Origin of the sequence: Pseudomonas sp. 31-12 (genome assembly GCF_003151075.1) — a bacterium.
Taxonomy (GTDB): domain Bacteria; phylum Pseudomonadota; class Gammaproteobacteria; order Pseudomonadales; family Pseudomonadaceae; genus Aquipseudomonas.
In genome coordinates, this window is sequence record NZ_CP029482.1 from 3,514,898 (window position 1) to 3,539,054 (window position 24,157).

General features: G+C 55.0%; 23 protein-coding genes and 3 pseudogenes. 12 read left to right on the forward strand and 14 right to left on the reverse strand.

What is annotated here, in order from left to right; all coding sequences use genetic code 11:
- Positions 1–296: 296 nt before the first annotated feature.
- On the forward strand, positions 297–1,856 hold the full coding sequence (locus DJ564_RS16505) for a sensor domain-containing diguanylate cyclase (protein WP_109631441.1): 1,560 nt from the start codon (positions 297–299) through the stop codon (positions 1,854–1,856).
- Between the two features lie 287 nt (positions 1,857–2,143).
- Positions 2,144–2,311 (forward strand): annotated as a pseudogene (locus tag DJ564_RS16510) (TerC family protein); the annotation flags it as partial.
- A gap of 86 nt (positions 2,312–2,397) precedes the next feature.
- On the opposite strand, the gene DJ564_RS16515 reads toward DJ564_RS16510, so the two are convergent.
- The 7 genes from DJ564_RS16515 to DJ564_RS16545 form a co-directional block, all read right to left on the reverse strand.
- Entirely contained in the window at positions 2,398–2,538 is a 141-nt protein-coding gene (locus tag DJ564_RS16515) for a DUF2256 domain-containing protein (protein ID WP_109631443.1), read from the reverse strand.
- The gene (locus DJ564_RS16520; RefSeq protein WP_109631445.1) at positions 2,535–4,073 is read right to left on the reverse strand and encodes a cryptochrome/photolyase family protein; all 1,539 of its coding nucleotides are present in this window, start codon (positions 4,071–4,073) and stop codon (positions 2,535–2,537) included. The genes DJ564_RS16515 and DJ564_RS16520 overlap by 4 nt, the downstream gene beginning before the upstream one ends.
- A 25-nt stretch (positions 4,074–4,098) precedes the next feature.
- On the reverse strand, positions 4,099–4,404 hold the full coding sequence (locus tag DJ564_RS16525) for a DUF6482 family protein (protein WP_109631448.1): 306 nt from the start codon (positions 4,402–4,404) through the stop codon (positions 4,099–4,101).
- Positions 4,405–4,418: 14 nt separating this feature from the next.
- Positions 4,419–5,129 carry an SDR family NAD(P)-dependent oxidoreductase gene (locus tag DJ564_RS16530; RefSeq protein WP_109631451.1) on the reverse strand — a complete coding sequence of 237 codons (711 nt, stop codon included), beginning with the start codon at positions 5,127–5,129 and terminating at the stop codon, positions 4,419–4,421.
- A 35-nt stretch (positions 5,130–5,164) separates the two neighbouring features.
- A complete protein-coding gene (gene folE / locus DJ564_RS16535) occupies positions 5,165–5,725 on the reverse strand; it encodes a GTP cyclohydrolase I FolE (protein ID WP_109631454.1) in 561 nt (186 codons plus the stop codon).
- Between the two features lie 144 nt (positions 5,726–5,869).
- The gene (locus DJ564_RS16540) at positions 5,870–6,334 is read right to left on the reverse strand and encodes a thiol-disulfide oxidoreductase DCC family protein (RefSeq protein WP_109631458.1); all 465 of its coding nucleotides are present in this window, start codon (positions 6,332–6,334) and stop codon (positions 5,870–5,872) included.
- Positions 6,335–6,401: 67 nt separating this feature from the next.
- Positions 6,402–8,042 carry a methyl-accepting chemotaxis protein gene (locus DJ564_RS16545; RefSeq protein ID WP_109631461.1) on the reverse strand — a complete coding sequence of 547 codons (1,641 nt, stop codon included), beginning with the start codon at positions 8,040–8,042 and terminating at the stop codon, positions 6,402–6,404.
- A 217-nt stretch (positions 8,043–8,259) separates the two neighbouring features.
- Here DJ564_RS16545 and DJ564_RS32460 point away from each other — a divergent pair.
- Positions 8,260–8,401 (forward strand): annotated as a pseudogene (locus tag DJ564_RS32460) (IS3 family transposase); the annotation flags it as partial.
- Positions 8,402–8,772: 371 nt separating this feature from the next.
- Here the strand turns inward: DJ564_RS32460 and DJ564_RS32465 are convergent.
- From DJ564_RS32465 to DJ564_RS16560, 3 genes are all read right to left on the reverse strand, one after another.
- A complete protein-coding gene (locus DJ564_RS32465; RefSeq protein ID WP_256597423.1) occupies positions 8,773–8,901 on the reverse strand; it encodes a hypothetical protein in 129 nt (42 codons plus the stop codon).
- A 93-nt stretch (positions 8,902–8,994) separates the two neighbouring features.
- The gene (locus tag DJ564_RS16555; protein WP_109631467.1) at positions 8,995–9,654 is read right to left on the reverse strand and encodes a transmembrane anchor protein; all 660 of its coding nucleotides are present in this window, start codon (positions 9,652–9,654) and stop codon (positions 8,995–8,997) included.
- Between the two features lie 12 nt (positions 9,655–9,666).
- The gene (locus tag DJ564_RS16560) at positions 9,667–10,404 is read right to left on the reverse strand and encodes a HupE/UreJ family protein (protein WP_109631470.1); all 738 of its coding nucleotides are present in this window, start codon (positions 10,402–10,404) and stop codon (positions 9,667–9,669) included.
- A 513-nt stretch (positions 10,405–10,917) separates the two neighbouring features.
- Here DJ564_RS16560 and DJ564_RS16570 point away from each other — a divergent pair.
- From DJ564_RS16570 to DJ564_RS16580, 3 genes are read left to right on the forward strand one after another with little or no spacing between them, the layout of a single operon-like run.
- The gene (locus tag DJ564_RS16570) at positions 10,918–11,217 is read left to right on the forward strand and encodes a metal-sensing transcriptional repressor (protein ID WP_032894820.1); all 300 of its coding nucleotides are present in this window, start codon (positions 10,918–10,920) and stop codon (positions 11,215–11,217) included.
- 7 nt (positions 11,218–11,224) lie between these two features.
- Positions 11,225–12,361 (forward strand): nickel/cobalt efflux protein RcnA, encoded by a 1,137-nt coding sequence (locus DJ564_RS16575; protein ID WP_109631476.1) that lies wholly within the window; start codon positions 11,225–11,227, stop codon positions 12,359–12,361.
- Positions 12,362–12,400: 39 nt separating this feature from the next.
- Complete coding sequence (locus DJ564_RS16580) at positions 12,401–12,742, forward strand: DUF3703 domain-containing protein (protein ID WP_109631479.1); 342 nt, start codon at positions 12,401–12,403, stop codon at positions 12,740–12,742.
- Here DJ564_RS16580 and DJ564_RS16585 read toward each other — a convergent pair.
- A pseudogene (locus DJ564_RS16585) lies at positions 12,739–14,208 on the reverse strand (sensor histidine kinase). The gene DJ564_RS16580 and the pseudogene DJ564_RS16585 sit on opposite strands and share 4 nt — an antisense overlap.
- A 416-nt stretch (positions 14,209–14,624) precedes the next feature.
- On the opposite strand from DJ564_RS16585, the gene DJ564_RS16590 reads away from it, so the two are divergent.
- From DJ564_RS16590 to DJ564_RS16610, 5 genes are all read left to right on the forward strand, one after another.
- Complete coding sequence (locus DJ564_RS16590; protein ID WP_109631482.1) at positions 14,625–14,966, forward strand: hypothetical protein; 342 nt, start codon at positions 14,625–14,627, stop codon at positions 14,964–14,966.
- A gap of 99 nt (positions 14,967–15,065) precedes the next feature.
- The gene (locus DJ564_RS16595) at positions 15,066–16,322 is read left to right on the forward strand and encodes a TolC family protein (protein WP_109631485.1); all 1,257 of its coding nucleotides are present in this window, start codon (positions 15,066–15,068) and stop codon (positions 16,320–16,322) included.
- Positions 16,319–17,803, forward strand: coding sequence for an efflux RND transporter periplasmic adaptor subunit (locus DJ564_RS16600; protein WP_109631486.1), 1,485 nt, complete (start codon positions 16,319–16,321; stop codon positions 17,801–17,803). Before DJ564_RS16595 ends, DJ564_RS16600 begins: the two co-directional genes overlap by 4 nt.
- Positions 17,800–20,958, forward strand: coding sequence for an efflux RND transporter permease subunit (locus tag DJ564_RS16605; protein ID WP_109631489.1), 3,159 nt, complete (start codon positions 17,800–17,802; stop codon positions 20,956–20,958). The genes DJ564_RS16600 and DJ564_RS16605 overlap by 4 nt, the downstream gene beginning before the upstream one ends.
- Complete coding sequence (locus tag DJ564_RS16610; RefSeq protein ID WP_109631492.1) at positions 20,955–21,305, forward strand: copper-binding protein; 351 nt, start codon at positions 20,955–20,957, stop codon at positions 21,303–21,305. Before DJ564_RS16605 ends, DJ564_RS16610 begins: the two co-directional genes overlap by 4 nt.
- 387 nt (positions 21,306–21,692) lie before the next feature.
- Here DJ564_RS16610 and DJ564_RS16615 read toward each other — a convergent pair whose 3' ends face one another.
- The 3 genes from DJ564_RS16615 to DJ564_RS16625 form a co-directional block, all read right to left on the reverse strand.
- A complete protein-coding gene (locus DJ564_RS16615) occupies positions 21,693–22,328 on the reverse strand; it encodes an HAD family hydrolase (protein ID WP_109636063.1) in 636 nt (211 codons plus the stop codon).
- A gap of 458 nt (positions 22,329–22,786) precedes the next feature.
- The gene (locus DJ564_RS16620) at positions 22,787–22,978 is read right to left on the reverse strand and encodes an MbcA/ParS/Xre antitoxin family protein (protein ID WP_109631496.1); all 192 of its coding nucleotides are present in this window, start codon (positions 22,976–22,978) and stop codon (positions 22,787–22,789) included.
- Positions 22,979–23,017: 39 nt separating this feature from the next.
- Positions 23,018–23,527 (reverse strand): hypothetical protein, encoded by a 510-nt coding sequence (locus DJ564_RS16625; RefSeq protein ID WP_162556211.1) that lies wholly within the window; start codon positions 23,525–23,527, stop codon positions 23,018–23,020.
- Positions 23,528–23,659: 132 nt separating this feature from the next.
- Between DJ564_RS16625 and DJ564_RS16630 the strand changes: the two genes are divergently transcribed.
- The gene (locus tag DJ564_RS16630; protein ID WP_109631502.1) at positions 23,660–23,965 is read left to right on the forward strand and encodes a helix-turn-helix domain-containing protein; all 306 of its coding nucleotides are present in this window, start codon (positions 23,660–23,662) and stop codon (positions 23,963–23,965) included.
- The last annotated feature ends 192 nt before the right edge of the window (positions 23,966–24,157 follow it).

Consider the following 24,157-nt stretch of genomic DNA (forward strand, 5'->3'; position numbering starts at 1 on the left):
TATTGCACACGACACAGCGAATGCTGGCAAATTGCCCTATAGTGAGTTTCGTTGCAGTGATGACCATCTAGGAAGCAGCAAATGGGGCTCGAAAATTTTTCTTTCGAGCACATGCGAAAGGGGTAGTCGCAAGTGCAGAGCAGAAATCGTATCGGATCTGATCCCTTGGGAGTTGTTTTCAATGCTCAGCGACCTTCAAATCGGCATTTATCGGTCGTTCACCCGCGATCTCGTTTAGCTTCAACGGTGCTTGCCAAGGCTCGGCTCTCGCTCTGCGCCTTGGAAAAGTTAAAGTGATGCTTACTAGGCGGCGCAGCTCCCTAGCAGGTTTCATTATCCTCGCTGTCGGATTGGTTGGTTTTTCAGCTCTGTTACTGCTGAAGTCCGAGACTGAACGTAGAGAAAAGCGTTTCTCGGAATACGTGCAGAATATTTCCGGCATCGTGCGCAATCAGCTTGATACTAATGAGGCTGTGTTGGCCGGTTTCTCTGCATTTCTTCAGGCCGTCGATCAGAGCGATACGGAAGCTGCGGCCCGGTATGCGGCAGTCGTTTTAGCCGCTTATCCTCATATTTACATGCTTGAGGCGGCGAGGGCGGTACCCATCGCCGAACAGTCGGCTTTTGAAGATCTGTTGCGTCGTACTTGGCGTCCAGACTTCCAACTCAAGGATTTTCCGAGTCTCACTCATCAACCTGCACAACATCAGGTCTATCTCAATGAGACTTGGCCTGTGTTGTTCATGTACCCGTTACTCCCTGAATCCAGTTCGATCTTTGGCGTCAAGCTAGAAACCGTCGCCTATCTCTCCTATGCGTTGGCTCGAACCCACAATAATCAGAAGCCGGTCGTATCTCCTGTTTTCTCAATGTATGAGGGTGGTGACGCTTACATTCTGATGCAGTCAGTCAGTCGTCCTGAACAGGATCGAGAGAACACTCGCCCCAATTTCTTTGGTAGCACGATGGTGTCTTTGCTTTTGATCAAGACGGATTCGCTACAGGATGCTGTGAGTTATGCGAACGTAGATCCCCTGGTTCGCGTCAGTGCTGTCCTGAAAACCGCTGCAGGATCTCAAAGCAATGTCTTTTCAACGCAGACCGAGCAAGCCGGTATCCTGGATCGCTTCCTATTACCGGCGCTATCTGACCGAGTCGAGATCAGGAGTGTTTCACAACCGATGACCTTGTTGTTTGAGCGTCAGTTGCGATTGGGCGATATTCTGACAGCGGAAACATTGATCATCCTTGCGGTTCTCGCGGGGGCATTCGTGCTTGTGCCTGTGGTGTTGATTCGGCATTTCAAAGCGATCGAAAAAGCAGAGGTTGAACACGAACGCTCGGCTTATCTCGCAACACATGATGTTCTAACCCAATTGCCGAATCGCTACCTCTTCGCCGACCGTTTTGACCAAGCCCTCTCAAACTGGACAGTGCGTGGGACTGCGTTCGCCGTTCTGTTGATAGATCTGGATCATTTCAAGGACATTAACGATAAGCATGGCCATGAGGTGGGTGACCAGGTTCTCAAGGCAGTCGCCAATCGCATGCTTCAGGTCACTCGTTCTTGTGACACCGTCGCACGCTACGGTGGAGATGAATTCGTGATTCTGATCACGGATCTTATCAACTCAGAGAGTGCTGAACTCAACGCTGAAAGAGTGCTGGAAGTCATTGCGCAGACAGTAGCGACAAGCGCAGGAGAGCTGTCACTGTCGTGCAGTATCGGAGTCTCTCTGTGCCCTGATCATGGCCAAAGTTTGGGCTCATTGCTGAAAGCGGCGGATCAGGCGATGTACGGCGTTAAACAACTGGGGCGAAAAGGAGTCGCGATGACTGATTCCCCGGAAGCTTGAGGTGCTTATAGGATATTCAGGCTCAATTAATCGCTAAGTTCGGCAACAAAAACCCAGGGAGCCAGGCTTTGTTAAAGGTTCTCTGGATGCAGATATCATTTCTGCATATCGGCATTCCGACTTCTGATGCGGCCTACTAGCTTGAAACACCTTTCAACCCTTGTGTGATTGAGAAACCGCACGCGTCTCTCTAGATTTGATGTCGCAATGCCGGGCCCCTATGACAGCTACCCGCTGCCATGTCGGAGTTGCAGTTTTTATAACTTCGACACTTAGAGGAGGGGCTCATGACTGCCCTAGAACCGTTCGTTCCGGCCGAGTTCCTCGGCACCGCCACTTGGTTGTGGCTAGTCTTTATAAGCATCGTGATAGGCCTGTTGGTCTTCGACCTCGGGGTTCTCCACCGTGAGCAGCGAGAAATCGGCGTTACTGAAAGTCTGCTGCTGTCTGCTGGCCCCGGCGCTAAGCGTTGCGATAAAAGCGTAGATCCTCGGGTGCTTTGAGTCCCTGCACGAGACGTACTCTTATCTGCTTCACGTTCTCACCATTCTATGCTCCTGCGCCGTTGGCAACGCTCCGAGCAGTAGCGCACCTCAGCCCAGCAGCGCGCCCATTTCTTGCGCCAGGCGAAAGGCAATCCGCAGACCGCACACGCCTTTACGGGCAGTTCACTCTTCTTCAAAACGACTCCCCTGCATCGAGTTTGGCGAGCAGTTTTTGGCCCCGTTTCCAGAGCGCGTCCTGCTTGGCTTCAGTCATCCGATCGAGGTTCTTGTAGACCATGCCCATGCGCTGATTGCTGCGCAATAGGTCGCCGTGACGCATCAGGAAATGCCAGTAAAGCGAATTGAAAGGGCAGGCGTCGTCGGTCGTGCTTTCACTGACTTTGTACGCGCAGTTACGGCAGTAATCCGACATGCGCTTTATATATTGGCCACTGGCGCAGTAAGGCTTTGAGCCTAGGTAGCCGCCATCGGCATGCATCACCATGCCCAGTGTGTTGGGCAGTTCGACCCAGTCGAACGCGTCCATGTAGATCGCCAGGTACCAGTCGCAAATCTGGCTCGGCGCGATGCCGGCCAGCAGCGCAAAGTTGCCGGTCACCATCAGCCGCTGGATGTGGTGGGCATAGGCATGTTTCAAACTTTGGCCGATCGCCTGGCCCATGCAGTTCATCTTGGTGTCGCCTGTCCAATAGAACTCTGGAAGCAGCCTGCTGTTACCAAACAGATTGCCGCCGGCGTAGTCGGGCATTTTCAGCCAGTAGACGCCCCGTACATATTCACGCCAGCCGATGAGTTGACGGATAAAGCCTTCGGCGGCGTTTAATGGAATGTTGTGCGCCCAATACGCTGCCTCGACGTCGCTGCACAATTGACGCAGATCCAACAGGCCAATATTCAGCGCGGCGCTGATCCGCGCATGGAACAGGAAGGGTTCATCACTGACCATCGCATCTTGGTAGTCGCCGAAGGCTGCCAGACCCCAGTCGAGGAAGTAGTCCCACAACGCTTGGGCATCGGCGTGGGTTACCGGGTAATCAAAAGTGTCGAGTGCGCCGTAGTGGCTGGAGAAGTTTTTTGCGACCAGCTCAAGCACTTCCTGGGTGATTGCATCGGCTGAAAATCGCACTGGCGAGGGAGCTCTCACTCCTTTGGGCAGTGCCTTGCGGTTTTCGGCATCAAAGTTCCAGGCACCGCCGACCGGGCTGCCGTCGCCGTTGAGCAACAGACCACTCTTGCGTCGCATCTCACGGTAGAAGAACTCCATGCGCAGCTGCTTTTTGCCTTCGGCCCAGGACGCAAACTCGAGTCGGGTGCAGAGAAAACGGGTATCGGTATGCCACTGAATCGCCAAGCCGCAATCTTTGATCGACTGCTCCAGGCGCCAGTCACCGCATTCTGTCAGGTGCAACTCATCCGGTTGCAGCAGCGACTGCCAGCGCCGTAACTCGCCCGGCACCGAGCCGCTATTTTGCGGATCATCGAGCGTGACGTATTGCACGCGGATGCCGCGCTGCTGCAACGCCTCAGCAAAATGGCGCATGGCACTGAAGACCAGCGCGATTTTTTGCGGATGATGGGGCACATGGCTGGCTTCCTCCATCACCTCCACCAGCAAAACCGTATCGCGCTGCCTATCCAGCCCCTTCAATGAGGCCAGGTCAAAAGACAACTGGTCGCCCAAGACCAGGCATAGTCGGTGAGTCTTATTCATTCGACAGAGTCCAACGGAAGGTGACTCACCAAGGCGCAGTCAGCGAGAAAGGAATGCGTAACGGCTCAATGCGCCCTTCACGTGAGCCGCACATCTCGTCATGGACGCACTGCTGCACAAGCACGCAGGGAAATGGCGGGACAAACTGCAACAACTCACGCAGGTGATTGATGGAGCGAAGGCGCATAGGCTTTGCTTCGTCGTCCAGCAGTGTGAACTGGCCTTGATCCAGCCCGACTCGCGCCAGATAAAAACCGCCTTCCAGAGACAGCAGCTCCAACTCTCGTACTTCGCCATTCGCGGCCCGTTCGGTCAACGCTTGCAGATTCAAGGTTCACTCCCTGCCTACCACGGTAGGCGTTCTCCGTTATAAGCAAAGAAATTGCCGCTGTCGGCAGGCGCCAAGCGGTCAATCAGTGATAACAATTCGCGGGCAGCGAGGCTTGCAGGCCTGGCGGCAGAAGCGCCTTTAAAGGGCTGGGACAGGCCCGAGATGACCGTACCTGGATGAAGAGTCAGCAAGCGGGTCTGAGGGCGTGTTCGTGCCAGTTCGATCCCAGCCGTTTTAATCAACATGTTCAACGCAGCCTTGGAGGCGCGATAGGCATACCAGCCGCCCAAACGGTTATCACCGATGCTGCCCACCTTGGCGGAGAGCACTGCCATCGCACCACGAGGGTCAAGCAAGGGCAGGAAGTGACGCAAAACCAGTGCAGGGCCGAGTGTGTTGACTTGGAATATCGCCTGGAGCGCATCCGCTTCAATAGCAGAGTAACTTTTTTCAGGCTTGATATCGTCGCGATGGAGCAGACCGGCAGCATGCAAAATCAACTGGTATGGGGCTTCTTCAGCTAATTCATCGGCTGCCCTGGCGATACTGTCGGGCTTTTCCAGATCCAATCCTGGAGCACTGTTGCGTCCCAGCTCACGAACAACCGAGCATCTAGGATCTTCGTTGAGCAACTCACAAAACGCCTCGCCGAGCGCTCCACTGGCGCCTATCACCAAGGCACGGTAGCCCTCGCCAAGGGAGTTCATCTCAAAGGAACTGTTCATTTAGCCTCTCCGCAGACAGACGTGATTTATTGGCGCTAAGCGAGTCGCCCTATCAGTTGCAGGAACTCGAGACGCGTAGCGGATGACTCGCGAAAGGCCCCCAGCATCACTGAGGTCGTCATCACAGAGTTTTGCTTTTCCACGCCCCGCATCATCATGCACATGTGCTTTGCCTCAATGACCACGGCCACGCCGGCCGCATCGGTGATGTGATGGATGGCATCAGCAATTTGTTTTGTGAGGTTTTCCTGGATCTGTAAGCGGCGGGCGAACATATCGACGACTCGGGCGACCTTTGATAGACCCAGTACCCTTCCTGTGGGGATGTACGCGACATGAGCCTTGCCGATGAAGGGCAGCAGGTGATGCTCACACAATGAATACAGCTCGATATCGCGCACGATGACCATTTCATCGTTTTGCGATTCGAACAGGGCACCGTTAGTCACGTCTTCCAGACTCATCGTGTAGCCGTTGCAAAGGTATTGCATCGCTTTGGCTGCGCGCTTGGGCGTGTCCAGCAGTCCTTCACGCTCAGGGTTCTCGCCTACGGCGACGAGAATTTCCCGGTAATGCTCGGCTATTGATGGGTTCATTTAGACTCCTCGCAGCCATGCTGCGCTTAATGTGGCGGCAATCCTTGGCAGTAGGGGAGTGCCTGCTGCTAACCAGAAAAAACATTGTTCACCAGATCAGCTATGACCCAGCTTCTTCGTCCGGCCATGACAAAGCGAAGCTTTCTAGGTCTGCTTTGTTTTCAAAGTGGGCCGCTCGTCAGGTGCGGGTTTTGACTCCGGCACCCCGCAACGGTCATCGACACAGCGACGGCGGCCATCAGGGTGAGGAAGCCACGCCAAATGGGGGCGTATGCGGCAGAAGAGGCGATAACCTAAAACAAGCAGCGGTCGGATGGCACGCCATGTCAATGGCGCAGCCCAAAACCCCAAGCCGGCGGCTCGCCAGCTCCACAAGGTGGCGTCCAGACCGGTTACCCAGCGGCCATCGGCGAAACGGGCGTGCAGCGAGGACTGCATTTGCTCGAACGTGAACCCGAGTACCTTGGCGTCGAACGCTCCGCTGCTGATGTCAATAAATAGCAGTCGACTTTCTGCGGCGTGTCGATGCAGGATCTTGATTTCGCGCGCACACAGCGGACATTGACCGTCAAAGTACAGCGTCAGTGGCCAATCCTTTTTATTGTACATTTCTATTGGCCTTGTATAGGTTTTGCACAAGATATGCTGAAAGAAAAGGACTGACAATGGGCCCGCCCTAAGCCACGCTGAAAAATGCGACCTTCTGGGTAAGACGATCAGCAAGCTGCGCTAACTCCTGGCTGGCCGTTGCAACTTCACGAGAGCCAGTTGCCGACTGCACCGTTGAGCTATGGATGCGCGTGATATTTTGCGCAACGTCTTCGGCCACGACGCTTTGCTGGATAGATGCGCTGGCGATTTGGGCATTCATGTGGTTTATAGCGCCGACTTGCTGGCTAATTTTAGCTAACGCCGTCTGGGCGTTGCGGGTTTGCGCAACGGTGTGGCTTACCAGTTCGCAACTATTACGCATGGTTTGTGCAGCAGTTTCAGTACCGCTCTGCAAGGTGCCTATCATTTCGCGAATTTCCCGCGTCGACTCCTGAGTTCGATTAGCTAGAGAGCGTACTTCATCGGCCACAACTGCAAACCCTCGGCCATGCTCACCTGCTCGGGCCGCTTCGATGGCAGCGTTCAGCGCCAACAGGTTAGTTTGCGTGGCAATTGAATTGATTACCTCGATCACTATTTCAATCTCTTCACTACGCTTGGACACCTGTTCTACGGTATTGGTAGTTTCAACAAGTGTGTTGGCTAATTGTTCAATAGCGAGAGTGGTGTCCGAAACGACGCGATTACCGCTTACAACTTCAGCATCGGCTAGACGCGTTGCGTCCGCTGCTTGAGATGCATAGCCCGAAACTTCATTGACCGTTGCCGCCATTTGCGTGATTGCTGTTGCCACCTGCTCGGCTTCGTGGGTCTGCAGGCTGATTTGGCTGTTATTGGCAGACGATGTGGTCAACATATGCCTGGATGAATTGTTGACCTCTTGAGCAGCAATGCGTACTTCACTGATGGTGTCAGCCAAGCGGCTGAGGGCGGTTTTCAAAACGCCCATCACACTGTTCGGATAATCGGTATCAATCGTTTGTTGCAAATCGCCCGCGGCCAACCGTTGGATGGCCTGTGCAACCTGAGTCGGATCAGCACCCAGCGTTGACTTGACGAAGCGAATAATAGAGATTGCCAGGATGATGCTCAGCAGCAGCGCTATCCCGGTGGCCATGAGCATCAGTCCGCGAAACTCACTAGCGGTGGCTTGTACCGCACTGAGTTGGCTTTTGATTGAGGCTTCTTCATAGTCAATCAATGCATTCACGCGTTTCAACCACTCGCTGTATTCACCGGAGGTTTGGCGCAGCAGCAAAGCCTGTGCACCAGAAATATCCCCGGCGCGACGCAGGGCAATTACCGATTTAGTAGAAGCTAGCGTTTGCTTTTCAATGTCTTTAATCGCCCGTAACAGCTGTTGCTCCTGCGATGTTATTCCTGCAATTGCGAATAGCTGATCCATTGGTATGGCTGAATCGGAGTAAGCCTGTTCTAGATTGATAACTTCATTGAGGTGGACGTTTAAGTCTTGTTCACTATCCACCAACACTGCGTCCCGAATAGCAATGGCCCGGTTGTGCACGCTTCCGCGAAAGTTAATAGCGTAGCGTTGAATCTTTGCCGCATTTTTGCTTACGTCTTCCAGGGTGGAATCGATAAAACCCACACGTTGAATGCCCACGGCGGTGATTAGTATGAGCAACGACACAATTACGGCGAAGCCAAGCCCTATGCGCGAGGCTAGTGAGATTGAGTTTTTCATGGGCTGAGCTCTTAGATAGACCCTGTACGGGCAAGACGTGGTGGTTCCATTTTGCTATCCATGTCAAGGGCTGCTTGTGTGCCTCTACCGCCGATTTGAAAGTGACGACAGCCTGGCGAGGCACGAGCGCGAGCAGCTGGTGATAGCTGGCTGATGGCAGAGTGACACACATCGCGGAAAACCTATACACGAATTTAATTTTGTATAGGTTTATTGCTTCTCGCAAAGTCGAAGCGCTGCTGGCAGTCGCAGTCTGGTTTCGGTTATGCACCAAGATGGCGAGCGGATCGGCTCGTAAAATGCTAAGTGGCCCGATGAGTGAACTGGGATTGGTCAGCGAGAACCCGGGTTCTTATGCTTAAAAGCGACGGTGAACCTTTTTTACGATGCTTCCAATCGACTCATGTCCGGTCGTGCTTCTCATCGGAAATTGACTGTGGTCGCTTGCGATGGTGGCTCATAGCCGCTAATAGTGAGGAGGTGCTTGGAGAGGATGTGAAGATGATGTCGAGATTTGTTGTTGTCCCTGCAATCCCAACGGAAACGGGATCAATGCGTAACGGATCGCGCTTCTACTGCCAGACTGTACCTATAGGCTTTAACCTCTATGACAATGAGGAGAAGCTTCGGCTGAAGACTACCTATCAGATCCGAGAAGAAGCCGAGGGTGTTGTTGCGTAAAGAATAAATGTAGAAACAAAGGCCGCATTTGCGGCCTTTTTTTAGGGTGTTACTCGTGTGAATGGCCAAGCTCAGCGCTTTCGGAGGTTGCGCCTTTTTCACCGCCGCCGCATGCCGTCATCAGGCCAAGGAAGCAGATCAGGAGCATCGAACGGATCAGGGTTGTTGAGGTTTTCATCGGAAGACTCTTCAAAAATAGATGAAATAAAATGGCCTGTGGTCAGGCTGAACTCTGTATTCCTGGCTGTAGAACAGCCATCGCTGCTTCGGATTACTGTTTGACGCTCAAGTAATTACCGGTCGTTTTCAGTGAGATGGTCACGTCGTTGTTGCTGCGATTACGCCAAAACCAACCGTGGGTGCCGTCAAAAATGGCGGTGAACTCACCTTTGTCACTTTTGACTTGCTTGCCCTTGTTGTAGCTGTGGAAGTACCCCTTTTCACCGTTGAAAGGCTCTCCATGGGTGTCGTAGTTCACAGGCCCACCAGCCGCTGTCCATTCATAGCTGACGGTTTTGTTCTTCAACATTTCCAGCTTGATTTCTGTCCCTTCACCTGGCTTGAGCGTGACGGTCATTTGATCCGTCTTCAAAGCAGGGTCAGGTGTCGCCACCGGCTGGGCAGCAGGTTTCGCAGTAGGTTGGAATTGTGCAACCTGCGGAGCTGGAGCTGGAGCTGGAGCTGGAGTTGGAGCTGCTGGTTGCGCTGGCGCGGCATCCGCCAAAGCTTCCTGGGCAAGGATGATCTTCAGTTCGCCCATCTGGGTCAGACCCAGTGCGCGGCCCACACCCGTAGGATCAATGGCATATTCCGAAGGCATGACCACTGTCACCAGCAGGCCGACCGCAGTCAGCAGTGCAATGACAGTCGAACGCACCAGTTTGCGAGTGCTAGGCAATTCATTAACAGTTGGAAGCGGAGTATTGAACATGGTCAGAATTCCTTACGCGGAGACAAACAGGCCGGTGATCTGGTAACCCATCAGGAGGAAACCGGCACTCATCATGGCGACGTTGGCGGTATAGGCGTGGCGCCAGAAACTGCCCGTGCGACGCCAATACCCCATCAGAATGAGAATTGCGCTGAGAGCCAGCAATTGGCCGATCTCGACGCCGACGTTGAACGCGATCAGGTTCGGAATCAGGCCATCAGGCGAGATTTCGTACTCCTGGATCTTTGTGGCCAGCCCGAATCCATGGAGCAGGCCGAAGATCAGCGTGGCCACCTTAGTGTTGGGTTGGAAACCGAACCAGCGCTGGAACGCACCCAGGTTATCGAGCGCCTTGTACACCACCGAAAAACCGATAATGGCGTCGATGATGTAGGAGCTGATGCTGACCTCTGTAAGTACGCCAAGCAGCAGCGTGACCGAATGGCCTACAGCGAACAGCGTGACGTAGAGCCCCACGTCTTTCAGGCGATAGAGGAAGAAGATCACCCCGAACAGAAACAGGAGGTGGTCGTACCCAGTCATCATGTGCTTGGCGCCCATGTAGATGAAGGGCAGCAACATGACGCCGGAACTTTCCTGGATGAAGCCCTTGTCACCTTCCGCGACGGCGTGAGCCATCGCCTCGGGCATCCCGAGGAAAAGTGCAGCGACAAGTAAAAACAACAGCAGTAGCGGGCGGTGCGATGGCGCAGTGAATGCGACAACGCCGCTCATCGAGTGCGAATGCATAGATCAATCCTACGTTGCAGGGATCAAAGGCCGCAGTGCGGCGATGGTCAGGATGCGAACGAAGGACGGGGTGGACGCTCGATCAAGAAAATCGGCGGACGAGGAACGGAATATTGCCGTGCATCAACTCGTATGGACAGCTTCGGCTGTGCAGCCAAACTCAAGGCGGACGTGAGCTGTGGCGTTTCGTGCTGATGGTCAGGGGTCAACGGCGAGTGGTAATGATCCGAGTAGCTCGCACTCGACGTGTCAGCCTGTTGCTCATGGGAATGATGGGCGTCTTGTGCAATCTCCCAAGCTGGCTGTTTAGATGTCACCGACAACGTATAGGTATGCCCGGCCCAGGCCACAAACATGGCGAGAGCAAGCGCGATTACCACCGTCGTTGTCAGTGTTCTGCTGAACATGGCGTTAGGGATTCAACTCGTTTTATAGGGCTTTTACGCGTTTGACCGCATCCCCCTAGGGGGGATAGGATGCCAGCGTAATTCATTGAGGCCTGAGGCTCAAGTCATGAGTGAGCACGAACACGAACACAGCCATCCCCATACCCACCAAAGTCACGAGGCGATCATCAAGCGTCTAAAGCGGGCGGACGGTCATTTGCGCGGCATCATCACCATGATCGAAGAGGGTCGTGAATGCGTGGACATTGCTCAGCAGCTGCACGCTGTTGAAAAAGCAGTGTGCCAAGCTAAGCGCACGCTGATCCAGGATCACATTGACCACTGCCTGGAGGACACCGTTTCGGCGTTGGGCAATGGCGAGCGCGCACCACTGGAAGCCTTCAAGCAAATCACCAAGTACCTCTAGGTCTGACATGCCCAACTTCGCTGAACTGCTGCAACAAGGCGGGGCTCACGCCTGGCTGTATTTCCCGAGTGCTATTTTGCTCGGTGCCTTGCATGGCTTGGAACCGGGCCATTCAAAAACCATGATGGCGGCCTTTATCGTGGCCATCCGTGGGTCGGTCAAACAAGCTGTTTTGTTGGGACTGGCCGCGACGCTGTCGCACACCGCAGTGGTGTGGTTGGTCGCCATCGGCGGCATGTACCTGGGCAAAGGCCTGGATGCTCAAACCACTGAGCCGTACTTCCAGCTTGCGTCCTCTGCACTGATCATCGTGATTGCGCTTTGGATGCTGTGGCGTACCTGGCGCGGTGAGCAGATGTTCAAGTTCGAGCAAGCTGATGACCACCACCACGGTTCGCATGACCATGGTCATCATGATGAAACTCATCGAATCGATACCGGCCACGGGCGCATCGAACTGTCGATTTTTGAAGTAGGTATGCCACCGCATTGGCGCCTGAAGACATTGACCGGACATGCCTGGGCTGCCTCAGATGTTCGCCTGATGACTACCCGTCCAGACGGCAGCACCCAATCGTTCTCTTTCGTCGAGCGCGGAGGCTTCCTGGAATCGGCAGTCGATATCCCGGAACCTCATGAGTTCAGTGCTCGCTTGAGTCTTGGGCATGCGGGCCACTCCCATGATTATGATCTGGACTACCAGGAGCATGATCACGGGCATGCGCATTCCGAACTGGAAGGTCTGGAGTTGTCGATTGACGGCTATCAGGATGCGCATGAGCGTGCGCATGCCAACGATATCCGTAAGCGCTTCACCAACCGCGAGGTAACCACGGGCCAGATCGTCATGTTCGGTTTGACGGGTGGTTTGATTCCTTGCCCTGCCGCCATTACCGTTCTGCTGCTCTGCCTTCAAGTTAAAGAGGTCGCACTGGGAGGCATGCTCGTTCTGTGCTTCAGTATTGGCCTGGCGCTCACGCTGGTCACTGTCGGTGCTGCTGCGGCCATTGGCGCTAAACAGGCTTCCAACCGCTGGCCATGGCTTGGCACCGTTGCTCGTCGTGCGCCGTATCTCTCCAGCGTACTGATCATCGGTGTTGGTCTCTACGTGGGCTTCCATGGCTGGATAGGCCTAAACGTATAACGGGCTTCGATTGCTGAAGAAGTAGCGTTGGAGGTCGACATGAAAGAGGTTTTGCGTCATGCCATAACCGAGGCGTTCCATGAGGCTGGGCTCGCTATGAGGGCCCATGACTTTCAGGCTGCCTACCGCTGGATTGAGCGTGCGCACATCCTTACCCAGCGTATGCCGCTGGCTCACGCGAAATCTCATTGGCTTATGTTGAGCCTGGGGTTGCTGACGAAGGATTGGCGGGAGGTTGCAGGTCAGCTTTCTCGGATCATTGCCGCGTTGTTGTTTTCGAGGATCTGGGTGCCTGTCGGCAACACGGGAAGAGCGCGCGTCAGTGCTTTTGCCGCCATGCCGCTTTCTGCCGATCTAGAGGAACTGTTGCGCGAAGACTAGCGCACCCCACTGGCTCTTCTTTCCACAACCCTGAAACTCAGATGCACGGATGTTCCCTGATCTTCGTGGTGGGTCAGACTGGCTTCTCCACCAAAATTTTCCATGATCTGCTTCACTATGATCAGCCCTATACCGAGCTTGCCTTGCTTGGTGGTGTAGAAGGTCTTGAAAGCCATCATTTCCTGTTGTCGTGACGTTCCATCCCCGGTGTCACCAATGATGAGATGCAGCCACTGATGGGTGTCATCCACGTTCGCATGGATGGTTAGCTTCCCGCCTCCCGGCATAGCCTCTATTGCATTGGCAATGACGCTATTGAGAATTTGAGAAAGCAAAAGTGGATTGCTGATGATCCGGGGTGTCGGCTCATTGTTGAACTCGACCTGGATTCTTGATTGAGCCAGTTGCGCGCTGTAGCCGGCCAACGTGGCCTGTACCACATTCATCGGCTCCACCAGTTCCGCCTCTCCACGAATCGGTCGCAAGCACAGCAACAGTTCATGCACCCACTGCGACATCCGATCCACTTGGCTGACAATATCGTCGATGTTCTTCTTGGCGGGTTGGCCCTCCGTTTCGTTCGCCAGTTCTGCGCTGGAGCGGATACAGGCCAAGGGGTTGCGCAGACTGTGGGCGACTGCCGTGGACATCTCGACCAAGCCCACGTAAGTCTTGTTGGCGACGAGTTGCGCCTCTTGTGAGGCCAACTGAATCGATGCCCGTCGAACGATCCAATACAGCCCGAAATAAAGCAGTAGACCGCCCAGTGCGGTAGACAGCCAGATGATCCAGTGGCCCCGGTTAAGGCGTTCGATCAAATCGGCTGGTTCCTTATAAATTTCCACCACAGCCAGGGTATTCCCCAGATCATCTACAAGGGGGATGTAGCTCTCGATGAAGAACATTTTCGGTGCGAGCAAAAACTGCTGTTCGGGACGGCGTTCATCAGCATTGCTGTACTTAGTGGAAACCCTGTCTTTCGAGCTGAATGCCGCTTCAAGTGCTTCGTCGTTGAGGATTTTCTGTCCAATCAGTTGCGGATTGGTTGACCACATCACCGTCCTAAGTGGCGAGTAGATGCTAATCAGGAGTGAATCCGGGAGGTGTTAAAGGTGGTCGAGGAACTCGGAGCGGGCACGGTGCCGATTCAGCGCCATTTCTTCCGACAGCATTCCATATGGGGTGGCTGCCAAAACGTCACCCATCCGCATCCCGGACAACCCGTGGTGACGGATTTCACCCACAGCGATGGTCTGAATAAATTGCGCCGACAGCAGCGCGTCGCGCTCCAGGCTTTCGATGACCAGGAAGCGAGTCGATACTGAACCCAGCCCAAAAGCTATCGCGCTGATCAGGATGAAGCTGATGATCGAAAACCAGCGCAGGAGATTTGGTTGTCTGGTCGAAGCAACTGAGTCATCTGCTACCCGATGTAGGCGCCTAAACAATACTGATATTGCAGGCATGATAGCGTCCTATAGAGAATTTCCTAACTACACCTTCAATTTGAATTTCTCAATGAAGCCTAGGTGACATCCAGCATTCTCTATGCCAAATGTTCGCTACCAAGCAATGATGGTGCGCGCAGCCCGTATCTGAATTGCGCTGCGTTGAAACAGGAAAATTAAATCCGCGACCGTTCCGACAATCAGACACGAGCATTGGGGAAATACAGCCAACTCCGGGGAAAAATCCCCTTTGATTGGGGCGCGCAGGGCCGGGATTTTTTATGGTTAAAGCGATGGGTTAAATATCTATTTTTGACACGTAATTCTGTCTTAATTGATGTCAGGTGTGATTGCCTACATCACACCTTGACGACCGGGCGCTGTTGAAACATGACCAATTGTAAGAGCCATTTGCAGCGACTACACTCCAGCCCATGAAACGCTATCTGCGGTTTTGCATCATCTTCATGATTAGCTTGGCGCTTCCCCTCAGCGGGATGGCGGGCGTCCAAGCACCGACAGAACCGTGCCCAATGAAGACGATGGGCATGGCGATGATGGACGACATGGGCATGGACTGCTGCAACGACATGAAAAGCCCTTCCGAGCACGGTAAACCTTGCAAGCCGGGCCAGGAATGCAAGACGGGCGGCATGCTGCAAGTCTCGATCTTAAAGCCTCCAGTAACCGTATTCAGCCCCGTAGTGCTTTCATTCTTCAGCGATTCCTTACCTGTAAAGACCTCGTCCGGGGTTTGGCGACCGCCCCGCGTTTGATTCCTGTCCCACATTGAGCCTCATTCCGCATTAGCGGGATGGACTAGCTGCGCGCATGTCTTTTGACGCGTGCAGTGGATGATTACAGGAATCGTAAACATGAACTCCAAGTGCAATTGCACAGGCTGGTCTCTCGTGGCCGGCCTAGCAGCAAGCGTGCTGGCATTGCCGAGTTTCGCTGCCGCATTGACGCTCGATGAAGCATTGCGGCTGGCAGAAAACAATGCGCCGTCGCTGACCGCACAAGACGCGAAAATTCAGGCTGCCAGCAATGCAGCCATCCCTGCTGGTGAATTACCTGATCCCAAGCTCCTGGTGGGCCTGCAGAACTACCCCATCGGCGGCCCGGATCGTTGGAGTATCGACCAAGACTTCATGACTATGCAGATGGTCGGGGTCAGGCAGGAGATGCCCAATAGCGACAAGCGCAAAGCGCGTATCGAAGTCGCCGATGCAGCTATTGATCGTGCTTCTGCGGAGCGTCGAGTCGAACGTCTGAAGGTGCGCCAGTCCACGGCGTTGGCCTGGATCAGCAGCTACTCGGTTGAGCGCAAAGATGTGCTGTTCCAGGACTTCTACAAAGAAAACCGCCTGCTGAGCGATACCGTCCGGGCCCAAATTGCCGGTGGCCGCGCTCAACCCGCCGATGCGGTGACACCCAAGCAGGAAGCAGCTCAACTGGCGGAGCAGCAGGACGATCTGATTCTCCAGAGAGCACAGGCTCGAGCGGCCCTCAAACGCTGGATTGGCTCCGCCGCCAACGACAAGCCTGTGGGCAGCTTGCCTGAATGGCCCGTCGACACCTCAAGTTACTCTCATAAACTGCAACACCATCCCGAGTTGGCAGCGTTTGCACCGATGACCCGCGAAGCGCAAGCCAAGGTTCGTGAAGCTGTGTCGGAGAAGCATTCAGACTGGAGCTGGGAACTGGATTACCAGCGCCGTGGCCGTGAGTTCGGCGATATGGTCAGCGTGCAATTTTCCTGGGATCTGCCGCTGTTTCCTGACTCTCGCCAAAACCCCAAAATCGCAGCCAAACAGGCGGAACTCAGTCAGCTTGAGGCCGAGCGTGAAGCCCTGTCACGCGAGCATACCCAGCAACTGGAAAACGAACTGGCTGACTATGAGCGCCTGAATCGTGCGGTACGCCGTAACCAGGAAAGCCTGTTGCCGCTGGCTAAGGAAAAGGTCGAACTCAGCATGGCCAGTTATCGCTCGGGAAAAGGCGATTTAAACGCGGTTGTTGCCGCCCGACGTGAACTCATCGAGGTTCGTCTCAAACAGATCGACGTGGAAGAGCAGCGAGCACTGACCAGTGCGCGTCTGTATTTTGCTTATGGGGAGTCCAGCCAATGATCCTTAAAAAATGGAACGGGGCATTGCTGGTAGGCATCTCGCTGGCATTCGGTGTTGCCGGTGGTTACTGGTTCGCACATCAACGCATGAGCGGAGTACCTGTTGCCAGCCCGGAGCAGAGTCCCAACTCCCCAGAGGAACGCAAGGCTCTGTATTGGTACGACCCCATGTACCCGCAGCAAAAGTTCGATAAACCGGGTAAATCTCCTTTCATGGACATGCAACTGGTTCCTCAGTACGCCGGTGGCGCAGGAGATCGTGCGACCGTCAGTATCGATCCGAGTCTGATTCAGAATCTCGGTCTGCGTTTTGCGACAGTCACCCGTGGAATCTTTAACTCCAGTCTCGACGTCACAGGAGTCTTGGGATTCAACGAGCGTGATGTCGCTGTGATTCAGGCCCGCACCACTGGCTTTGTGGAGCGGGTCTATGCCCATGCTCCCGGCGATGTACTCAAAGCCAACGCGGCGTTGGCGGATATCCTGGTGCCCGAGTGGGAAGCCGCCCAGACAGAGTTCCTTGCCCTGAAGCGCAACGGTGATGCTGACTTGTTGGCTGCCGCCCGCCAACGACTGCGGCTCACAGGGATGCCGGCAACACTGATTACTCAGTTAGAGCGTGGCGGTAAGGTTCAGCCTTACCTGACGCTCACCAGCCCTATTGCCGGTGTGCTGCAAGAGTTGAATGTACGTGCGGGTATGACCGTGGCGACTGGCGACACTCTGGCGCGCGTCAATGGCTTGAGCAGTGTCTGGCTAGCCGTGGCAGTTCCAGAATCGGATTCCGGAGCTATCACCGTGGGGCAGGCGGTCGAAGCGCGTCTGCCAGCCTTCCCAGGAACAACACTCAGTGGCAAGGTCAGCGCGATTTTGCCCGAGACCAATCCGGACAGCCGCACCCTTCGGGTACGTGTCGAGTTACCCAATCCGGACGGGCGCCTCAGACCGGGTTTGACGGCGCAGGTACGCCTGAACCGCTCGACCGAGCAAAGTGTATTGTGGGTGCCCAGCGAGGCGGTGATTCGCACTGGCCGACGTGCCTTGGTAATGCTCGCCGAAGACGCGGGCCGCTACCGTCCCGTGGAGGTGCAACTCGGGCAGGAAAGCGATGGCAAGACGGCGATATTGAAAGGCCTGGAAGAAGGACAGAAGGTAGTTACCTCTGGCCAGTTCCTGCTCGATTCGGAGGCCAGTCTTAAGGGCATCGTTGCAAGCTCAGAGGAAGAGTCACCATCCAGCGCAGCAGCCTCCAGCTTTCATGAAGCGGATGGGCAGATCGTTGAGATCAACGAAAAAGAAGTCACGCTCGCCCACGGCCCCTTCAAGACGCTGGGCATGCCTGGCATGACGATGACTTTCCCACTCGCCAACCCGGCTCTGATGCAGGGCCTTAAAACGGGCGACAAGGTTCGGGTCGCGGTGAGCCAGACCGACGATGGCTTGCGTGTTGAGCGTCTGGAAAAATCGGGGAGCCAGCCATGATTGCTGCCCTGATCCGTTGGTCAGTGGCCAACCGATTCCTGGTGCTACTGGCGACACTGTTCGTCACGGCTTGGGGCATCTGGTCGGTGCGGAGCACGCCCATCGATGCGCTGCCCGATCTCTCGGATGTTCAGGTGATCATCCGCACCCCTTATCCGGGGCAAGCGCCGCAGATTGTCGAGAACCAGGTGACCTATCCGTTGGCCACCACCATGCTCTCGGTGCCGGGCGCCAAGACGGTACGCGGTTATTCCTTCTTCGGAGATAGCTTCGTGTACGTGTTGTTCGAAGACGGCACTGACTTGTACTGGGCTCGCTCGCGGGTGTTGGAGTACCTGAGCCAAATACAAAGTCGGTTGCCGGCCAGCGCCAAGCCGGCGTTGGGGCCGGATGCGACGGGGGTGGGCTGGATCTTTCAATACGCATTAGTGGATCGCAGTGGCGGACACGACTTGGCACAGCTCCGTGCTCTTCAGGACTGGTTCCTTAAGTTTGAACTCAAGACCCTGCCGAACGTTGCAGAAGTGGCCACCGTGGGTGGCATGGTCAAGCAGTACCAAGTACAGCTCGATCCGCTGAAATTGGCCAGCCTCGGTATCACTCAGGCTGAGGTGACCGAAGCCATCGGCAAGGCCAATCAGGAAACCGGTGGTGCCGTGCTGGAGATGGCGGAGACCGAGTTCATCGTGCGCGCTTCGGGCTATCTGAAGACGCTCAATGACTTCCGGGCGATCCCGCTTAAGTTGGGTGCGGGTGGTGTACCAGTGACCCTTGGCGATGTCGCAACGATCCAGTTGGGGCCGGAAATGCGGCGGGGCATTACCGAACTTGACGGCGAAGGCGAGACCGTCGGTGGCGTGGTGATTTTGCGCAGTGGCAAGAATGCTCGCGAGACCATTGCGGCGGTCAAGACTAAACTCGACGAACTGAAAAGCAGTCTGCCGTCCGGGGTGGAAATCGTTACCACCTACGACCGCAGCAAGCTGATCGACCGCGCTGTTGAAAACCTCAGCCACAAGCTGATCGAAGAGTTCATAGTCGTCGCGTTGGTTTGTGGAATCTTCCTCTGGCACCTGCGCTCATCCCTGGTGGCGATCATCTCCCTGCCTGTTGGTGTGTTGATTGCCTTCATCGTCATGCGCTACCAAGGCATCAACGCCAACATCATGTCCTTGGGCGGGATTGCCATCGCCATTGGCGCCATGGTCGATGCCGCAGTGGTGATGATCGAGAACGCCCACAAGAAGATTGAGGCATGGCACGCGGCCAATCCGAGGGAAGAACTGAAGGGTGAACGTCATTGGCATGTAATGACCGAAGCGGCGGCAGAGGTAGGCCCCGCGCTGTTCTTCTGTTTGTTGATCATCACCCTGTCGTTCATTCCGGTGTTCACGTTGGAAGCTCAGGAAGGACGGTTGTTCGGCCCTTTGGCTTTCACCAAGACCTACGCCATGGCGGCAGCGGCGGGATTGTCAGTGACCTTGGTGCCAGTGCTGATGGGCTACTGGATTCGAGGACGAATTCCCAGTGAACATCAGAATCCGTTGAACCGGTGGTTGATTCGGATCTATCAGCCAGCCCTGGACGCAGTCTTGCGTCGACCAAAGATCACTCTGCTGGTGGCGCTATTGGTTTTTGTCAGTGCGCTATGGCCAATGTCTCGCTTGGGTGGCGAGTTTCTCCCCCCGTTGGACGAGGGTGACCTGCTCTATATGCCTTCAGCTCTACCGGGATTGTCGGCGCAGAAAGCGGCACAACTGCTGCAACAGACTGACCGTCTGATCAAGACCGTGCCTGAAGTCGAACACGTCTTCGGTAAAGCGGGGCGCGCTGAAACCGCCACCGACCCCGCACCGCTGGAGATGTTCGAAACCACCATCCAATTCAAGCCGCACGAGCAATGGCGTCCAGGCATGACCCAGGAAAAGTTGGTGGAAGAACTGGATCGAGTGGTACGAGTCCCTGGGCTGACGAATATCTGGATACCACCGATTCGCAACCGTATCGACATGCTGGCTACGGGTATCAAGAGTCCAATTGGGGTGAAAGTTGCCGGCACCAACCTGACGGAGATCGATGCCGCTACTCAGGCGGTCGAGCGGGTGGCAAAGGATGTGCCCGGTGTCAGTTCGGCTCTGGCTGAGCGACTGACCGGTGGCCGCTATATCGACGTGGATATCGACCGCAAGGCCGCCGCCCGCTACGGACTGAATATCGCCGATGTGCAGTCCATTGTGGCCGGCGCTATCGGCGGTGAAAACGTCGGGGAGACCATTGAAGGGCTTGCACGCTTCCCGATCAACGTCCGTTACCCCCGTGAGTGGCGTGACTCGCTAGGCGCTTTGGAGCAGTTGCCAATCTACACACCGCTAGGTAGCCAGATCACCCTCGGCACGGTAGCGAAGGTCACGGTCACTGACGGGCCGCCAATGCTCAAGAGCGAGAACGCACGGCCTTCAGGCTGGGTGTATATCGATGTGCGTGGTCGGGACATTGCTTCTGTGGTCGCCGATCTACGCCAGGTCGTCAATGAGCAGGTCAAGTTGCAGCCCGGCATGAGCCTGAGTTACTCAGGGCAGTTCGAATTTCTGGAACGGGCTAACGCACGCCTCAAACTGGTGGTGCCTGCCACGCTGTTGATCATCTTCGTGCTGCTCTACCTGACTTTTGCCCGCTTCGATGAGGCGTTGTTGATCATGGCCACGTTGCCATTCGCATTGACTGGCGGGGCATGGTTCCTCTATCTGTTGGGGTTCAACCTGTCGGTCGCAACCGGGGTCGGCTTTATCGCACTGGCCGGTGTTTCTGCCGAATTTGGCGTGATCATGCTGCTCTACCTGAAGAACGCCTGGGCCGAACGTGAAGACCTCGGCGACAACACTGAGCGTGGGCTGGTTGCGGCCATTCGCGAAGGCGCTGTGCAGCGCGTTCGACCCAAGGCCATGACCGTTGCCGTGATCATTGCCGGCCTTTTACCCATATTGTTGGGCAGCGGTACTGGTAGCGAAGTGATGAGCCGCATCGCCGCGCCTATGGTCGGCGGCATGATCACGGCACCCTTGCTTTCCCTGTTTGTCATTCCGGCAGCCTATCGCCTGATGCGTCGCCGGCACCTCATAGTTGAACCCATCAGCTCTCAAGGAAAAGTCATATGAAATTGGCCATGATTGCAGTTGCTAGCACCGTAATTACGCTGTCTCTTTCTGCCCTGGCAGAGGACATGCCGGGCATGAAAATGGACGGTATGGAGGGCATGCAGATGGAGCAGGAAACAAAACAGGCTCCAGTCGCTAAAGCCGAGGGGACGATCAAGGCTATAGATACTACGAAACATACGGTGACCATCTCCCACGGAGCTGTTCCAGCCGTACAGTGGCCGCCGATGACTATGGCTTTTTCCGTAAAGGAGGATCAGCTGACAGGGCTGATGGCCGGAGACCGTGTATCGTTTTCCTTTCGGCTAGATGGTGGCAAAGCCGCAATTGTTTCCATTAAAAAATGAGACTGTAGTGATGAAAATTACCGGCACGCTCTGTCGCGCCGGTTTCTCCCCAACATTGAGCTGCACATTGTCGCCAACCTTGAAGTCGGGGTTGCTGCTGTCCTCACCCGCGTAGCAATCACACCCGGGTACCCGCCTGCGGCGCAGGCTGATTGAGACTCTGGAGGATAAAACTCGTGAAATCGCGTACCTGCTTGATCGTGAATCGGGGGCTCCGCTTTAAAGCCTCATGACGGGGGCCTGATTTGTATAAGTCTCCCATGCTGTCGGGCGAGCGCCGATGAGCCGCGCGACAAGTTTGAAAGTTTTTTGCGGTTGGAGCGATATTCGCCTAACGCCCCGGGGGCGACTGACTGCAACGGTCGATCAGTCGCAGACGGTAGGTGCTCACTGACGTTTGCAGCTCAGAACCATATCGCCGAATTCATTGAGGCTGCTGAAGTCTTTACCGCCCTGTCGGTTCAGAAGAAACCCCGGTATGCCCACGGCGTTGGGGCCATCACGGTCACATTTTTCAGAATCGCCGATCATGACCACATTGTCGCCTCCAGAGTAGTAGCTGGTGTCTGCTCCCAAAAGCTCACATGTGCCCCTGTAAAAGAAAGGCTCGGGCTTCATGGCCCCGAGCGCGAAGCTGAAGCCGTACGCATCCACAGTCGGGAACAGCCGCCGAATAGGCCACGCGTAAGGTGCAGCTAAATTCGACGCAACAGCTGTTTTGATGCCCTCAGCCTGCAGCTTTTCGACCGCGCGAAGACCATCTTCGAACGCTTCAATGCTCTGAAGATCGGCCTCTAGATCTCCTTCAATATCAGCCATGTGGGCTGAGTGGATTTTGATTCCAAACAGCTCTGCTGCCTCGGCCAAATTCAGGTTACGAGTCAGGATTTGACGAAGGTCGTCTGGGTGGGTCCGGCGCCCTTGTCGAGTACCTTCTCTCAAAATTTGGCGATAGGGGTGTCGGCCTTGGGGAATCTGAAGGAGGGTGCCGAAGGCGTCGAATAGAACGAATTTGATAGGCATCTGGGCGCTTGAGTGGATGGCGGGGACGAAGCCGACCCGCAACATGGGCAGAATATCTTGGATCAACAATGAGTGGTGGTGGGCCGCTCCTCAAGCGTTGTGCACGCAACGTTTCAACCGCGAGCTTCCAGATCTCACCCTTTCTCGGAATCGTCATCGAGATGCGAGCTCCAATTGGGATGGCCCTGAATAGTCACTGAGAACTTCGGGTGCTTGTTAATTCGGACGCTGGGAAGTTCATCATCTGTCCGCTATATGCCCTTATCCCACGAATTTTTAAGATGCTGAGCCAAAGCCTCCTTCAATTCAAGCAACGCCTCTCGCAGTCGTGAATCCTCACGAGCATCGCCTGAGTTCGGATTGAACGTTTCAACGTGCCTGAGTAAAGCTTCGGTGTCGTTTGTGTTGAGATCAAAAACAATCATGTTGAGTTCGAGGATTTGGGGGAGAGGCTCGCATTAGCAGGCGAATCCGTGACTGAGTTTTTCGAGCTCAGCCTTTACGAGTTCGTATCCCGCTTCAGTGGAAGCGAGTTCCAATGGTGTGCTGCCACTTAAGGCGATTTTCGGTTGGTGCAGCCAGGTATCGGCTTTGTCTTTGTTGCCAAATACCAGCTCGGCTTGAAGCTGAATCAGCTCGACGTAATTCATTTTCGGGCCCTCGGGCGACTCACCGACGTTCGTTCGGTATCAGTTGGCGGTCGACGTCGATGCTGGGGCCTTGGCGCAATATTCGCGAAACGCCTTGATGCCACGCGTGATGATCAATATTGGCTTAACCATGTAGCGATAGCTGACGAACAGATTGAGCGCGATCCAGGCTAGCTGGTAGGACGAGCCGTGAAATCCTCCGTGGTGCGTGCTGTTTTGCCAGAAGCCATAAGCAACAAATATAGTAAAGATGGCGACCGCCAGAGGCAGGATCCCTAGCCTTCCTAGGGAGACGCCAATGAAGGGAATCGTGACCACCGAACGAACAGGCTCTCCGGCTACCTGAATGGCCCAGATTCTGTTGACCTTGTCTTTGCCCAGTTGAGCCGTCACTCGAACCCGATCCCCTGCCTTCACATGAGCGTCCAGCACATCTGGGATCTCGATCGGTTCGAGTTTTTTGCCGTCAATTTTCCAAAAATGGTAGCTCACCATGTCGCCGCCGAAGCCGCGCGATTTCTCGTCGAGCCGGCCGTCTACGATCTGCATTTCCTTCATCTTGAGTCCCTGTCCGAGCGCTTGGAGTGATGGCAAAAGGATATTTCTGCCAAATACTAAGGATTACTTAGTATGCGGGCAAACCGAATCTAAGAATCTCTTAGCCTTTTGCGGCGAGAGAAAATGGGTACGTTCGGCAAGCGTTTGAAAGAGGCGCGCAAGGCAAGAGGGTTTTCACAGGAGCGTTTGGGGATTGAGGCGGGCATTGAGCCGGCCACAGCTTCGGCGCGGATGTCTCAATACGAAAAGGGCGTTCACCTGCCTGGTGAAAGCATTGTGAAGCAGATTGCGACGGTGCTGGATCTACCCGTGGCGTATTTTTATTGCGCAAACGACGATGAAGCTCATCTGCTGCAATGCTTTCATTGCCTGAAACAAGATGATCGAAAACAAGTGGTCGAATTGGCCGAGAGCCTTGCTTTCAGTTAATGATGCCCATCCGTTAGATTGGCAAGCTTTCCAAATGGCCTCCGCGCTACTGACAACGGCGCCTTTTCTTCGTTGTCGGGTGAATCGTCACGAACGCCATGTGAATTTAAGCCGGACACAGGTGTTCCCTCCGCGAGCGGTGCTGGGAGTGTTGGCAGTATTTTGGCTGAATCTGGATATCGGCGTGTGATT